The organism is Bradyrhizobium canariense, assembly GCF_019402665.1.
In the GTDB taxonomy this organism is placed as follows: domain Bacteria; phylum Pseudomonadota; class Alphaproteobacteria; order Rhizobiales; family Xanthobacteraceae; genus Bradyrhizobium; species Bradyrhizobium canariense.
In genome coordinates this window covers 109,962-122,544 of record NZ_VSST01000042.1, presented here as the reverse complement: position 1 = coordinate 122,544, position 12,583 = coordinate 109,962, and the positions used below count along the sequence as shown (strand labels likewise).

Below are 12,583 nucleotides of genomic sequence, written 5' to 3'. Positions count from 1 at the left end.
GCGAAGCAATCCAGGTTGTCTCCGCGGGGGCGGCCTGGATTGCTCGGTCGCTTTGCTCCTCGCAATGACGGAGTATGCGGGCCGGCCTGAATACGATAACAAGTCGCGTCCATATCATCCAATCAACCACAGGAATAAGAACATGGCTCGCGTTCGCTGTATCACCGAGATGGGCATGGGCGTCGACGTCCACGGCAGGGACGCCACCAAGGCGGCGAAGCGTGCCGTGTCTGACGCCATCAGGCATTCGAGCCTCGGCTTCTTCCGGATGATCGACAAGACTGCGAACGACATGTTCGTGGACGTCACGATTGCGGTGCCGAATCCCGAAGCCGTCGACAAGGACGCGGTCGCGAAGGAGCTGCCTTACGGCACTGTCACCGTCAACGCGGTGAAGGGCGGGCTAGAGATTCCCTCGGCCCCCGAACAGGGCAACGATCCTATCCTCATCGCCAATGCCGCCGTCATCGTCAGCTTCGAGAAGGAGTGAGACGGTGTCCGACGGTGACGTGACGCTGCTGGATCGCCCGATCTGGAGCGCGCTGACGACCAGCCACAAACATCTGGCCGAGGGTGGCCCGCGAGCGTTGCGCTATCCGGTGGACATGACGCCCTTTGCCGACATGGTCGACATGTCCGAGGCGAGCTTTGCCGCGCTTCGTGATCTCCTGTCGGGCTCGCAGGTCGCCGCGCTGTTCACGCCGGAGGCCGTCGACGTTCCCGCCGGCTTCAAGGTCGTCCTTGCGGAGACCGGCGAGCAGATGATCGGCTCTCCGGCAGACAGTCCGCTTCGCGATGCCGAGATCGTCCGGCTGGGTGCGGCCGATGTTCCCGCCATGTTGGCGCTGACGGAGTTGACGAAGCCCGGTCCATTCGCCCGGCGCACGCACGAGCTCGGGACGTTTCTCGGCATCCACGCCGGCGGCGAATTGGTCGCGATGGCCGGCGAGCGCATGAAGCCGGGCAATTTCGTCGAGATGACGGCCGTCTGCGTCCACCCCGACCATCGAGGCCGGGGCTACGCGCAGGCGCTGCTGGCGGCGGTCGCGCGCCAGATCGAGGCGCGCGGCGAAATTCCGTTCCTGCACGTGTTCTCGAGCAACTCATCGGCCATCGCGCTGTACCAGCGCCAGGGGATGCGGATTCGGCGCCGCCTGCACGTCACTGCGTTCATGAAGCAGGAATGAGCCGCGCCGTCCGGTCAGGCTTCATATCCGGCGAATTCACGCTATATCGATCCCAACCATCATTGGGGGAAGCACATGGACGCCAGAACACCTGATTTTTCCGCCACGCGGACGGCTATGCAGCGTTACGTCGATCAGGAGATCATTCCGGGTGCATCCTGGGCGGTGCTGCGAGGCCGCGAGGTCGTCGATCAGCAGTGTGTCGGTTTCGCCGATCGCGAGGCCAGCACCGCGCTGCGGCCCGATCACATTTTTCGCGCGTTCTCCAATACCAAGGTCTTCGTCACCTGCGCGATCATGCTGCTGGTCGAGGAAGGCCGCATCGGGTTCGATGACGTTGTCGAGAAATTCCTGCCGCAACTCGGCAATCGCAAGGTTCTGAAGCCGGGCGCTTTGAGCCTTGCCGACGTCGAACCGGCGAAGAGCCCGATCACGATCCGGCAGCTTCTGACTCACACCTCCGGCCTCAGCTACGGCGTCTTCGATCCCGGTACGGTGCTGTTCAAAGCTTATAACGAGGCGCGCGTTCTCAATCCGTTGACGCCGCTGACCGGCATGATCGACCAGCTCGCCGATCTGCCGCTGTCCTTTCATCCCGGCACGTCCTGGGAATATTCGGTTGCGACCGACGTGCTTGGGCGTGTCGTGGAGGTGGTCTCCGGCAAGCCGCTCGACGCCGTCCTCAAGGCGCGCATCTTCGAGCCGCTCAGCATGACCGACACCGGCTTCCACGTGCCGGACGCGCAGCAGGGCAGGCTGGTGGCCCTCTACAACGGCGCGGATGTCCTCGATCCCATGAAGCCCGGCCTCACCCGGGCCGATGACCTGCCTTATCCGCAGGCCTATCGGCGGCAATTCCCGCGGCTGTCAGGTGGCGGCGGACTGATCTCGACCTTGCCCGACATGCTTGCTTTGATACGGGCGCTGCTCCCCGGCTCGGATGCTCTGCTGAAGCCGGAGACGCTGCGGTTGATGATGACGAACCAGTTGCCCGCCGGCGAGAACATCCGCTTCGCCAATCTCGGCCCGATCCCCGGCAAGGGCTTTGGCCTCGGCGGCGCCGTCACCTTCGCGCCGACGCCGTTCGATCCCCCGAATTCGACCGGCGAATTCCAGTGGGGCGGCCTTGCCGGCACCCATTGGTGGATCTGCCCGCAGGCCAATACCGCCGGCGTGCTGATGACGCAGCGCTACATGGGCTTCTGGAATCCGTTCTTCTTCGAATTCAAGCGTCTGGCCTATCAGGCCGTCGGAGGCTGATCGCGAAAAAAATCTGCACGTTGCCGCGAATCCTTTCTGGTCGTCGCGCCCTCTCTTGACGGTCGAGGCATTTTGCCTCGGCTCATCTCGGAGGATGTGATGGGTTTTTACAGGAAGAATATCGGCGGCCTGCATCAGGCCGTGCGGATCGCCTTGGGCGTCGCGGTGGCCGTCGCGGCATTCGTGTATCTCACCGGCGCCGCGCTGTGGCTGGTTGCGCTCGGCGGTGCCGGTTTCGCGCTGACCGGCCTCGTCGGTTATTGTCCGATGTGCGCGATGGCCGGTATCGGCAGGGGAGGCGTGTCATGAGCGCCACTGTGATCTCGCCGGACCTGTTCGAGGCCGCGCGCCTCGGCGATCCCCAGGCGATCGCGTCGCTGCTCGAGACGGCGCAACCGAACATCCGCCGCTACGCCCGCGCCACCTGTCGCAGCTCGGCGGATGCCGAGGATGCGACGCAGGAGGCGCTGTGGATCCTGTTTCGCCATGTCGGCACGATCCGCTCCTGGCTGGCGTTTTCGGCCTGGCTGTTCAGTGTGGTCCGCCGCGAATGCCTGCGGCTCGCCCGCAAGGCGGGCCTTGCGCCGGCGATCGACGACGCAGAGGCGGAGGCGCTGCTGCTGTCGCGTCCTGAGGCCGATTTGCGGCTCGACGTCGCGGCGGCCTTCGAGGCGCTGCCGCCGCACTACCGCGACGTCGCGCTGATGCGCGACGTCAAGGAAATGACCATCGACGAAATCGCCGTCGCACTCGGTGCGACCCGGCAGACCGTGAAGGCACGCCTGCATCGCGCCCGCGCTCTGATGCGCGAATATCTGACGAGATGAGCCATGAGCGATTATCAAAGCCCTGACGATCTGAAATCCATCGCGGCCTTCGTGGCGCTCGCGCCGGTCGAGGCCAGCGCCTTCCTTGCGTTCAACCACGCGGTCGAGCGCGAGGATGGATTGATTCCGCCAAAATATCGGGAGCTGATCTCGCTCGCGGTCGCGCTCACCACGCAATGCGCCTATTGCCTCGATGTGCACACGGCGCAAGCGGTGAAGGCCGGTGTAACGCGCGAAGAAATCGCGGAAGCCGCGCTGATTGCGGCGGCGGTTCGCGCCGGCAGCACGCTCGGCCATGCGTTGTTGGCGCAGCGCCTGTTCGAGCGACATCGGGGCGAGGAACCCGGATAAAGGGGCGGGCAGATGTCCGTCGGGGATCAGGAAATTGCCAAACTATCTCGGCCTTGACGGATTTCGCTTCGGCTGGGTCGCCGCCTGGATCGACCACCGCGGCGATCACGGGTTCGACTATTCGCCGGGTCTCGCGCGGCTGCTCGCGCTGCCGCATGCACGCGCGATGATCGACATGCCGATCGGATTGAAATGGAGCGGATACCGCATCTGCGATTTGCGCGCACGCGAGCGGGTCGGTCCCGCCGTGTTTCTCGGCGCGCGCCGTGACCTCTGGCGATTTGCCGATATGGCTGCAGCTAACCGGCACTACTGGGAGCGCGAGGGCAAGGGCAGGGGCGTGTCGGCGCAGCTCTGGAACATCAGGGACAAGATCAGGGACGTCGACGAGATCATGACGCCGGAGCGGCAGGCGACCATCGGCGAAGCGCATCCGGAATTGATTTTTTGGAATCTGGCTGGGCGGGCCCGGCTCGCAAAGAAGGCCTCGGCAGAGGGCCGCGAGCAGCGCATCGCACTCCTGGAGCAGCGCGGCTTCGCGCGTTTGCCGAAATGGCTGACTCAACGACACGGCACCGGCATCGGCCGTAACGATCTCATCGACGCCTGTGCCTGCGCCATCGCGGCACGCGACAGCACGCAGAGGTTCGGCGGAGAGGAGACCGACCCGAGGGGCTTGCGGATGGAGATCAATTATTGAGGCTGTCGGCGTGCGAGGGGCCGGGAAAAAGCTGCAATTTATTTGAAGCTTGCAGGAACAGACGACGGCTGGCCTGCGTTCCTCGTGCGAACCGAACACGGAGAAGCTCGTCCGATGAGGGATGGCAGTCAATTCGCGACCGCGATGCTTGCGCTCGTCTTCACCGGAGCACTGCTGGTCACCGGCCAACTTTTCATCGAGCAACGCGCGCAGCGCGATGTGATGCACGCCACCAACCATTTGCTGCGGCCGCTGTGACCTGTGCGGGAAAATGATCTGACCACTCGACCTTGCGTCGTTCGTCCGCTTGCCTAGACTAGGCGGCATCTCATGAACGAAGCCGGGGTCCTGATGTCCGATCTGTCCGCCTTTCCCATCACCAAGCGCTGGCCGGCCAAGCACCCGGAGCTGCTCCAGCTCTATTCGCTGCCGACGCCGAACGGCGTCAAGGTCTCGATCATGCTGGAAGAGATCGGGCTTCCCTACGAAGTCCATCTCGTCGATTTCGGCAAGGACGACCAGAAGACGCCGGAATTCCTCTCGCTCAATCCGAATGGCAAGATCCCGGCGATCCTCGATCCCGACGGTCCCGGCGGGAGGCCGCTGCCGCTGTTCGAATCCGGGGCGATCCTGCAATACCTCGCGGAGAAGACCGGCAAGCTGCTGCCGCAGGATCCCGCGCGCCGCTACCAGACCCTCCAGTGGTTGCATTTCCAGATGGGTGGTATCGGGCCGATGTTCGGCCAGGTCGGCTTTTTCAACAAATTCGCCGGCAAGGACTTTGAGGACAAGCGGCCGCTCGAGCGCTACGTGGGCGAGGCCAAGCGGCTGCTCGGGGTGATGGAGATGCATCTTGCCGGCCGGCAATGGTTCATGGACGACGACTACACCATCGCCGACATCTCCATGCTCGGCTGGGTGCGCAACCTCATCGGCTTCTACGGCGCCGGCGATCTCGTCGAGTTCAGCCAGTTCAAATCCGTCGCCGCCTGGCTCGAACGCGGGCTGGCGCGTCCGGCGGTCGAGCGCGGGCTGAACATTCCGAAGCGGCCGTAAGATCAGGTTAGCGCCTTGTGGGTCATGTAGAGCGCCATCAGCAGGATGAGGGCGATCATGACCCGGCGCAGTACCGATTTGCCGACGCCATTGGCAGCGCGTGCACCGAGATCGGTGCCGACCCAGAGGCCGGCCAGGATGCCGATGATGGCCGGCCAGCCGACCATGAGCCCCTTGCTCCAATAGATCCACGCGGCCGGAATATTGGTCGGGATGACCGAGAAGACGAGGCTGACGAGCTGCGCCTGATGCTGCGGCACCCGCAGGCCTGCCGCCAGCCCGACGGTAATCGCCAGCCCGCCGCCGATGCCCATGAAGCCGGAGGAAAATCCGGCAAGCATGCCGATGAGGAGCAGCGGCAGCCACGGCAGCTCGTCTCGGTCGCCGGTCTCATTGCTTTTGTCCTCGCGGTCGCGGCGCAGGATCAGGAGAGCGATCAGTGCGACGAGATAGACGACGTAGGTCCATTGCAACACCGCGTCGGAGACTGCGGCCGCAGCGTAGCCGCCGCCGGCGCCGCCGAACAGAAAGCCGATGCCGATCCAGACGATCCACAGCAACGGGCTGCGATTGCCGTTCTGCCAATAGCGGCGAACACCCGCGAGTCCTGTCGGTGGAACCTGCGTGATCAGCGATGTGCCCTGGGCGACGTGTTGCTCGGCGCCGAGCAGCAGCACGCTGAAAATCACGAGACCGCCTCCTGGGCTCGTGCCCATGAAGCCCGATGTCAGCCCGCCGATGAGACCGACCCCAATGCCTGCGAGCAGGTCGTGGACCCACGACATCGCTCAGTTCCTGGTCCGTCGCTTGACGTCGGCCTTCGTGGTGCGAAAACCATCGATCACGCCGGTCACGGCCGCCATGCAGGCCTCGATGTCAAAATCCTGGCCCCAGCATTTTTGCAGCAGAAATCCCTGGAAGATCGCGATCAGCACGCGCGCGATCGCTTCAGGACCGAGATCGCGCTTTATGAGGCCGTCATGCTGGCCGCGCTCGACCAGTGCGACGATCAGGGCGCGCGGCATGTCGATGCCTTGCACGACGCTGGTGCGGACGCGTCGGTTGCGCAGGGCCTCGGCCCAGCCATGGATACCGACACGGCGGCGCGCTTCGCCGGCGGGGTCGGTGAGCCATTGCGCGTAGACGCCGACCAGTGCGTGAAGTCCTTCGATCGGATCGCCCGATCCTTGCGCGACCGAGTTGAGCACGGCCTCGCGCCGGTGCCGGTCGTCGGCGAGTGCCTCGATCAGATCGTCCTTGCTCTGGAAGTAGAGATAGACCGCACCGTGGCTCAGCCCCGACCGTTTGACGATGTCGGCCATCCCGGTCTGGTGAAAACCGTCCTCGGCGAAGCAGGCAAGAGCGGCTTCGAGGATCTGCTGCCGCCGGCTTTCGCGTTGCTTGTCGCTGATCTTGGGCATCCGGCTATCCATAAATAACTGACAGGTCGATCGTTTTATTCGTTCCTCGGAGGAGGTAGTTGATAAGGGCGGCTGAGATAAAAAACGATCAGTCAGTCATTTATATTATCAAAAAAGGATCCCGGTCAATCCCGACGCCCCGGGTCGGGAAACAGGAGGGCTGAACCGTTAAATGGGACGCCGCCGGCGGCCTGGAACCGTCCCTTGATCGCGCGGTGCTAGAACAGCCGTCCGCCGTTCGGCACGGGCTTGCTCGGCTGCACCAGCACGACCTTGCCGTCGGTATCGGGGAAACCGAGGGTGAGCACCTCCGAGACAACCGGGCCGATCTGGCGCGGCGGGAAATTCACGACCGCGGCCACCTGTTGGCCCACCAGCGTTTCAAGCGGATGGTTTTCGGTGATCTGCGCCGAGCTCTTGCGCACACCGATCGCGGGACCGAAGTCGATCCACAGCCGCCAGGCCGGCTTGCGCGCCTCCGGGAACGGCTTCGCATCGACGATGGTGCCGACGCGGATATCGACCGCGAGGAAGGTGTCGAAGTCGATGGTTGGCGACGCAGTCGCGGCTGGATCGTGAGTGACGTGCATGGAGTGTCCGTTCGAAGAGATGGCATCATTCGCAATATTGTCGCGCGAACCGGAGTTGCGTACAACGCCTTGGGATCACGATACGACGGATGCGCGAGGAACGTTTTGCCCAACATCATCTACGGCATCAAGAACTGCGACACCATGAAGAAGGCGCGCGCCTGGCTCGACACCCATGGCGTCGCCTACGCGTTTCACGACTACAAGACGGCGGGCGTGGAGAAGGACAAGCTCAAGCAGTGGAGCGACAAGGTCGGTTGGGAGACGCTGCTCAATCGCGCCGGGACGACCTTCAAGAAGCTGCCCGATGCCGACAAGGAAGGCCTCTCCGAGAAAAAGGCGCTGGCGTTGATGCTAGCGCAACCATCGATGATCAAGCGGCCGGTGCTTGAATTTGGTGGCAAGCTGCTGGTCGGCTTCAAGCCGGACGTCTATGCCAAGGAAGTCAAGACCAAGGAAGCGGCCGCCAAATCGCGCTGAGCGCTAGTTCAGCTCGATGATCTCGCTGGGAAGGCCGGAGCCCTGCTGGTCCGCGAACTCGACCAGCTCGGCCGGCGCGATGCGGCCTGGGGTGCGGTGGAACAGGTCGCGGTCGATCACCGCGCGCAATCTCGGGCGCGGCAGCGCGTCATTTCCGCGCATCAGATTCTTGATCTCGAAGCCGCCGTCCTCGCAGAAGGTCTTGAGCGATGCGATGATGTGACAGACCTTGCCGTCGGTCTGGAACGGCAGCAGCAGGCGCTCATAGGCGACGATACGGCCGTAGATGTCATCGACGTCGGCAACGCTGTAGACTGGCACCCCGCGCGCCACGCATTCATGATAGACCGGCATTACCAGGGGCACGAGACGCGGCCCGATATAGTCGTCGAGCAGAACGCCCTTGCCGGTGTGTCCATAGGCGCGCGAGATGCGCGTACCTTCGCTCTGGATGGTCAGACGCGGTATCGGCGTCGACATGTCCACCGTATAATAGATCAGATCGGAGAGCTCTTCCTCGAGCCGCGCAGGCTGGTACTCCCAAATCGCCGGGGCCGTCTGCTCGCGCGCATAGAGCCGCAGCCACGTGTTCAGGAGATCACGCTGCCTGATCGACTTGACCACGGAAGGAGCGGCGCTTGCAAAATCCAAGACAATATTCCCGGCGAATAGAAATTCCGGACGCATGAAACCCGCGCATGATCCTCGCTGCGGGAAAATTTTCTATGAAGGCTGGCGCATGGAACGAAAGACCGTTAACGACGGCCTGATGACCGGCGCTTTGCGAACCGGGAAGCCGGGCAGGCGCGACATCAAAACACGTCCGACTAAGGGAGCATAAGTCTCCCGGCCGGAGGCCTGACCTGCTCAGCTTTCCGCCTTGCCTAACCCCCGTCACCTCCGGCATATTCCGCGCCCGGAGGCGGCGTTCCGGGTGGGCTCCAGGGAGTGGCTCCAAGGCCTCCGGAAAGCCGAAGCAACAAGGATAGCCACGCGCGTTGTGCGGGCAGGGGGAAAACTGTTTGGCCGATGAGTTCATTCTCGAAACGGAAGGCTTGACCAAGGAGTTCGCGGGCTTCTTCGCCGTCCGCGACGTTGCGCTCAAGGTTCGCCGTGGGAGCATTCACGCGTTGATCGGCCCGAACGGTGCCGGCAAGACGACGTGTTTCAATCTTTTGACCAAGTTCCTCAAACCGTCTGCCGGAAAAATCCTGTACAAGGGGCAGGACATCACCGCGATGGCGCCCGCCGATGTGGCCCGCCTGGGGCTGGTTCGCTCGTTCCAGATCTCGGCGGTATTTCCCCATCTCACCGCGCTGGAAAACGTCCGCGTCGCGCTTCAGCGCCAGCACGGCAGCTCCTTCGATTTCTGGCGCTCAAAGTCCGTGCTCAACCAATTCAACGATCGCGCGCGCGAGCTGTTGAACGATGTCGGCCTCAGCGAGTTTTGCAATACGCCCGCGGTCGAGATGCCCTACGGGCGCAAGCGCGCACTGGAGATCGCAACCACGCTCGCACTCGACCCTGAGATGATGCTGCTGGACGAGCCGATGGCCGGCATGGGCCACGAGGACATCGACAAGATCGCGGCGCTGATCAAGCGCATTTCCGCGAAATACACCATCCTGATGGTCGAGCATAATCTGAGCGTCGTGGCCAATCTCTCCGACATCATCACCGTGTTGACGCGCGGGCAGGTGCTCGCGCAAGGCCATTACAGCGAGCTGACCAAGGACGAACGCGTCAAGGAAGCCTATCTGGGAGCCGGTCATGGCTGAGACGGCAACGGCGGACGCTCCCGCAAAGACTGCGAGCGGCGGCAACCTCCTCCAGGTCCGCAACCTGGAAGCCTGGTACGGCGAGTCCCACATCCTGCACGGGATCAACTTCGACGTGAACGCAGGCGAGGTCGTCACCCTGCTCGGGCGCAACGGCGCCGGCAAGACCACCACGCTGAAGTCGATCATGGGCATCATCGGCAAGCGCACCGGCTCGGTGAAGTTCAACAACCAGGACATCATCCGCACGACCTCGGACAAGATCGCGCGGATGGGAATCGCGTTCTGCCCGGAAGAGCGCGGAATTTTCTCCAGCCTCGATGTCCGGGAGAACCTGCTGTTGCCACCGGTGGTGCGTCCCGGCGGATTGCCGCTCGAGCAGATCTTCGATCTGTTTCCGAACCTGAAGGAACGGCTCAACAGCCAGGGAACCAAACTCTCCGGCGGCGAGCAGCAGATGCTCGCGATCGCGCGCATCCTGCGCACCGGTGCGAACTTCCTGATGCTGGACGAGCCGACCGAGGGTCTCGCGCCCGTCATCATCCAGCAGATCGGCCACACCATTGCGCGGCTCAAGAAAGAGGGTTTTACGATCCTCCTGGTCGAGCAGAACTTCCGGTTCGCATCCACCGTCGCCGACCGCTATTACGTGGTCGAGCACGGCAAGATCATTGACGGATTTTCCAATGCGGAGCTTGCCGCCAACATGGACAAGCTCCACACCTATCTCGGCGTCTAGAACTGCCAACAAAAAGATTCATAGGGAAGTAGCATGATGACAAAGTCGATTGCGTCGTTTCTGCTCGGCACGGCGCTGGCCGTGACCGCCACCGGTGCAGCCTTCGCGCAGGACAAGACCGTCAAGATCGGCGCGCTGTCCGATCAGTCCGGGCTCTATGCCGACCTCGGCGGACCGGGCTCGACGCTCGCCGCGCAGATGGCCATTGAAGATTCCGGCCTGGCTGCGAAGGGCTGGAAGATCGACATCATCTCGGGTGATCACCAGAACAAGCCCGACATCGGCACCGCGATCGCGCGGCAATGGTTTGACGTCGACAAGGTCGACGTCATCGTCGACGTGCCGAATTCCGGCGTGGCGCTTGCGGTCAACAACGTCGTCAAGGAAAAGAACGGCGTCTACATCAACTCGGGCGCGGCGACCTCGGATTTGACCAACGCGCAGTGCTCGCCCAACACGGTGCACTGGACCTACGACACCTACATGCTGGCCCACACCACCGGCCAGGCGCTGGTGAAGGCTGGCGGCGACACCTGGTTCTTTCTGACCGCGGACTACGCCTTTGGCGCGGCGCTGGAGCGCGACACCACCGCTGTCGTTACGGCCAATGGCGGCAAGGTGGTCGGCGGCGTCAAGCACCCGCTGAACACGCCGGACTTCTCGTCCTTCCTGCTCCAGGCGCAGGCCTCCAAGGCCAAGATCATCGGCCTTGCCAATGCGGGCGGCGACACCACCAACACGATCAAGCAGGCGGCCGAGTTCGGCATCGTCAAGGGCGGCCAGAAGCTCGCGGCGCTGCTGCTGTTCCTGACTGACGTCAAGGCGATCGGGCTCGAGACCGCTCAAGGCCTCAACTTCACCGAGACCTTCTACTGGGACATGAACGACCAGACCCGGGCGTTCTCCAAGCGCTTCGCCGAGAAGATGAAGAACAACGCGCCGCCCACCATGGTGCAGGCCGGCGTCTATGCGGGCGTGCGTCACTATTTCAAGGCACTGGAAGCGCTCGGCGGCAACCCGCACGACGGCGCCAAGGTCGTCGAGAAGATGAAGTCGATGCCGACGGAAGACGATCTGTTCGGCAAGGGCGAGATCCAGCCCAACGGCCGCACCATCCACAATGCCTATCTGTTCGAGGTGAAGAAGCCCTCCGAGTCCGAGGGACCGTGGGACTTCTACAAGCTGGTCGGCACGGTGCCGGGCGACCAGGCCTTCACGCCGCTGTCCGAGAGCAAGTGCGCGCTCTTGAAGAAGTAAGATAACCGCCCGCAGGCCATCAGGCCTGCGGGCGACTTTCAGGGAACGCCGAAGGGACCGGGTGCGGGATCGATGCAGGCTCTTTACGCTCAGCTACTGGTGGGACTGATCAACGGCTCGTTCTACGCGCTGCTCAGTCTCGGGCTTGCCGTGATCTTCGGCATGCTCAACATCATCAATTTCGCCCATGGCGCGCTCTACATGATGGGCGCGTTCGTCGCCTACTTCCTGCTGAACATCGGCGGCATCAACTACTGGTGGGCGTTGCTGTTGGCGCCGATCATCGTCGGCATCTTCGGCATGATCCTGGAACGGACCATGCTGCAATGGCTGACGGGGCTCGATCATCTCTACGGCCTGCTCCTGACCTTCGGCATTGCGCTGATCGTGCAGGGCGTGTTCCAGAATTATTTCGGCTCCTCCGGCATGCCTTACGCCATTCCGGACCAGCTCAAGGGCGGCATGAATCTCGGCTTCATGTTCCTGCCCATCTATCGCGGCTGGGTCGTCATCTTCTCGCTGATCGTGTGTGTTGCGACCTGGTTCCTGATCGAGAAGACGCGGCTCGGCGCCTATTTGCGTGCCGCGACTGAGAACCCGACGCTGGTGCGCGCTTTCGGCGTCAACGTGCCGCGCATGATCACGCTGACCTATGGTTTGGGTGTCGGCCTGGCCGCGCTTGCTGGCGTGCTCTCGGCGCCGATCAACCAGGTGCGGCCGCTGATGGGCGCCGACCTGATCATCGTGGTGTTCGCGGTGGTCGTGATCGGCGGCATGGGATCGATCATGGGCTCCATCATCACCGGCTTTGCGCTCGGTGTGATCGAGGGCATGACCAAATATTTCTACCCCGAGGCCTCCAACACCGTCGTGTTCGTGCTGATGGTGCTGGTGCTCTTGGTGAAGCCAACGGGATTGACGGGAAGGGCGGCCTGAT

At 63.1% G+C, this 12,583-nt stretch carries 18 protein-coding genes; 14 read left to right on the top strand and 4 right to left on the bottom strand.

All coding sequences use genetic code 11. The annotated features are described in order from the left end of the window. The first annotated feature begins 142 nt into the window (after window positions 1-142). From FXB41_RS22385 to FXB41_RS22345, 9 genes are all read left to right on the top strand, one after another. Window positions 143-490, top strand: coding sequence for a Lin0512 family protein (locus FXB41_RS22385; RefSeq protein ID WP_007592122.1), 348 nt, complete (start codon window positions 143-145; stop codon window positions 488-490). A 4-nt stretch (window positions 491-494) separates the two neighbouring features. Next, window positions 495-1,187, top strand: coding sequence for a GNAT family N-acetyltransferase (locus FXB41_RS22380; RefSeq protein WP_007592119.1), 693 nt, complete (start codon window positions 495-497; stop codon window positions 1,185-1,187). Between the two features lie 75 nt (window positions 1,188-1,262). After that, window positions 1,263-2,447 carry a serine hydrolase domain-containing protein gene (locus FXB41_RS22375; protein WP_219683223.1) on the top strand — a complete coding sequence of 395 codons (1,185 nt, stop codon included), beginning with the start codon at window positions 1,263-1,265 and terminating at the stop codon, window positions 2,445-2,447. A gap of 99 nt (window positions 2,448-2,546) precedes the next feature. Next, on the top strand, window positions 2,547-2,756 hold the full coding sequence (locus FXB41_RS22370; RefSeq protein ID WP_007592115.1) for a YgaP family membrane protein: 210 nt from the start codon (window positions 2,547-2,549) through the stop codon (window positions 2,754-2,756). Next, on the top strand, window positions 2,753-3,274 hold the full coding sequence (locus FXB41_RS22365; protein WP_007592113.1) for an RNA polymerase sigma factor: 522 nt from the start codon (window positions 2,753-2,755) through the stop codon (window positions 3,272-3,274). The genes FXB41_RS22370 and FXB41_RS22365 overlap by 4 nt, the downstream gene beginning before the upstream one ends. A 3-nt stretch (window positions 3,275-3,277) precedes the next feature. Next, entirely contained in the window at window positions 3,278-3,625 is a 348-nt protein-coding gene (locus tag FXB41_RS22360) for a carboxymuconolactone decarboxylase family protein (RefSeq protein ID WP_007592111.1), read from the top strand. A 34-nt stretch (window positions 3,626-3,659) separates the two neighbouring features. Next, a complete protein-coding gene (locus FXB41_RS22355; RefSeq protein WP_219683222.1) occupies window positions 3,660-4,325 on the top strand; it encodes a DUF429 domain-containing protein in 666 nt (221 codons plus the stop codon). A gap of 114 nt (window positions 4,326-4,439) precedes the next feature. Beyond that, complete coding sequence (locus tag FXB41_RS22350) at window positions 4,440-4,583, top strand: hypothetical protein (RefSeq protein ID WP_007592105.1); 144 nt, start codon at window positions 4,440-4,442, stop codon at window positions 4,581-4,583. A 93-nt stretch (window positions 4,584-4,676) separates the two neighbouring features. After that, entirely contained in the window at window positions 4,677-5,381 is a 705-nt protein-coding gene (locus FXB41_RS22345) for a glutathione S-transferase family protein (RefSeq protein ID WP_035994942.1), read from the top strand. Window positions 5,382-5,383: 2 nt separating this feature from the next. On the opposite strand, the gene FXB41_RS22340 is transcribed toward FXB41_RS22345, so the two are convergent. The 3 genes from FXB41_RS22340 to FXB41_RS22330 all read right to left on the bottom strand — a co-directional run bounded on the left by FXB41_RS22340 (window position 5,384) and on the right by FXB41_RS22330 (window position 7,392). After that, complete coding sequence (locus tag FXB41_RS22340) at window positions 5,384-6,166, bottom strand: sulfite exporter TauE/SafE family protein (RefSeq protein WP_219683221.1); 783 nt, start codon at window positions 6,164-6,166, stop codon at window positions 5,384-5,386. Window positions 6,167-6,169: 3 nt separating this feature from the next. Further along, entirely contained in the window at window positions 6,170-6,802 is a 633-nt protein-coding gene (locus tag FXB41_RS22335; RefSeq protein ID WP_007592099.1) for a TetR/AcrR family transcriptional regulator, read from the bottom strand. A gap of 218 nt (window positions 6,803-7,020) precedes the next feature. Beyond that, window positions 7,021-7,392 carry a tRNA-binding protein gene (locus tag FXB41_RS22330; protein ID WP_007592097.1) on the bottom strand — a complete coding sequence of 124 codons (372 nt, stop codon included), beginning with the start codon at window positions 7,390-7,392 and terminating at the stop codon, window positions 7,021-7,023. A 105-nt stretch (window positions 7,393-7,497) separates the two neighbouring features. On the opposite strand from FXB41_RS22330, the gene FXB41_RS22325 reads away from it, so the two are divergent. Further along, window positions 7,498-7,872 carry an ArsC family reductase gene (locus tag FXB41_RS22325; RefSeq protein WP_007592095.1) on the top strand — a complete coding sequence of 125 codons (375 nt, stop codon included), beginning with the start codon at window positions 7,498-7,500 and terminating at the stop codon, window positions 7,870-7,872. A 3-nt stretch (window positions 7,873-7,875) separates the two neighbouring features. On the opposite strand, the gene FXB41_RS22320 is transcribed toward FXB41_RS22325, so the two are convergent. Beyond that, window positions 7,876-8,559, bottom strand: a complete 684-nt coding sequence (locus FXB41_RS22320; RefSeq protein ID WP_219683220.1) for a hypothetical protein — start codon at window positions 8,557-8,559, stop codon at window positions 7,876-7,878. A 335-nt stretch (window positions 8,560-8,894) separates the two neighbouring features. On the opposite strand from FXB41_RS22320, the gene FXB41_RS22315 reads away from it, so the two are divergent. The 4 genes from FXB41_RS22315 (at window position 8,895) to FXB41_RS22300 (ending at window position 12,582) form a co-directional block, all read left to right on the top strand. Then, window positions 8,895-9,650 (top strand): ABC transporter ATP-binding protein, encoded by a 756-nt coding sequence (locus tag FXB41_RS22315; RefSeq protein WP_219683219.1) that lies wholly within the window; start codon window positions 8,895-8,897, stop codon window positions 9,648-9,650. Continuing rightward, complete coding sequence (locus FXB41_RS22310; protein WP_007592091.1) at window positions 9,643-10,389, top strand: ABC transporter ATP-binding protein; 747 nt, start codon at window positions 9,643-9,645, stop codon at window positions 10,387-10,389. The genes FXB41_RS22315 and FXB41_RS22310 overlap by 8 nt, the downstream gene beginning before the upstream one ends. 33 nt (window positions 10,390-10,422) lie before the next feature. Beyond that, window positions 10,423-11,646 (top strand): ABC transporter substrate-binding protein, encoded by a 1,224-nt coding sequence (locus FXB41_RS22305; RefSeq protein ID WP_219683218.1) that lies wholly within the window; start codon window positions 10,423-10,425, stop codon window positions 11,644-11,646. A 72-nt stretch (window positions 11,647-11,718) separates the two neighbouring features. Next, window positions 11,719-12,582: a branched-chain amino acid ABC transporter permease gene (locus FXB41_RS22300; protein WP_007592087.1), complete on the top strand. Its 864-nt coding sequence runs from the start codon at window positions 11,719-11,721 to the stop codon at window positions 12,580-12,582. Window position 12,583: the final 1 nt, after the last annotated feature.

Coding starts and splice junctions, on each gene's coding strand:
- FXB41_RS22350 (WP_007592105.1), top strand. CDS start 4,440: ATGAGGGATGGCAGTCAATTCGCGACCGCGATGCTTGCGCTCGTCTTC.
- FXB41_RS22335 (WP_007592099.1), bottom strand. CDS start 6,802: ATGCCCAAGATCAGCGACAAGCAACGCGAAAGCCGGCGGCAGCAGATC.
- FXB41_RS22360 (WP_007592111.1), top strand. CDS start 3,278: ATGAGCGATTATCAAAGCCCTGACGATCTGAAATCCATCGCGGCCTTC.
- FXB41_RS22300 (WP_007592087.1), top strand. CDS start 11,719: ATGCAGGCTCTTTACGCTCAGCTACTGGTGGGACTGATCAACGGCTCG.
- FXB41_RS22345 (WP_035994942.1), top strand. CDS start 4,677: ATGTCCGATCTGTCCGCCTTTCCCATCACCAAGCGCTGGCCGGCCAAG.
- FXB41_RS22370 (WP_007592115.1), top strand. CDS start 2,547: ATGGGTTTTTACAGGAAGAATATCGGCGGCCTGCATCAGGCCGTGCGG.
- FXB41_RS22305 (WP_219683218.1), top strand. CDS start 10,423: ATGATGACAAAGTCGATTGCGTCGTTTCTGCTCGGCACGGCGCTGGCC.
- FXB41_RS22365 (WP_007592113.1), top strand. CDS start 2,753: ATGAGCGCCACTGTGATCTCGCCGGACCTGTTCGAGGCCGCGCGCCTC.
- FXB41_RS22385 (WP_007592122.1), top strand. CDS start 143: ATGGCTCGCGTTCGCTGTATCACCGAGATGGGCATGGGCGTCGACGTC.
- FXB41_RS22310 (WP_007592091.1), top strand. CDS start 9,643: ATGGCTGAGACGGCAACGGCGGACGCTCCCGCAAAGACTGCGAGCGGC.
- FXB41_RS22340 (WP_219683221.1), bottom strand. CDS start 6,166: ATGTCGTGGGTCCACGACCTGCTCGCAGGCATTGGGGTCGGTCTCATC.
- FXB41_RS22375 (WP_219683223.1), top strand. CDS start 1,263: ATGGACGCCAGAACACCTGATTTTTCCGCCACGCGGACGGCTATGCAG.
- FXB41_RS22330 (WP_007592097.1), bottom strand. CDS start 7,392: ATGCACGTCACTCACGATCCAGCCGCGACTGCGTCGCCAACCATCGAC.
- FXB41_RS22320 (WP_219683220.1), bottom strand. CDS start 8,559: ATGCGTCCGGAATTTCTATTCGCCGGGAATATTGTCTTGGATTTTGCA.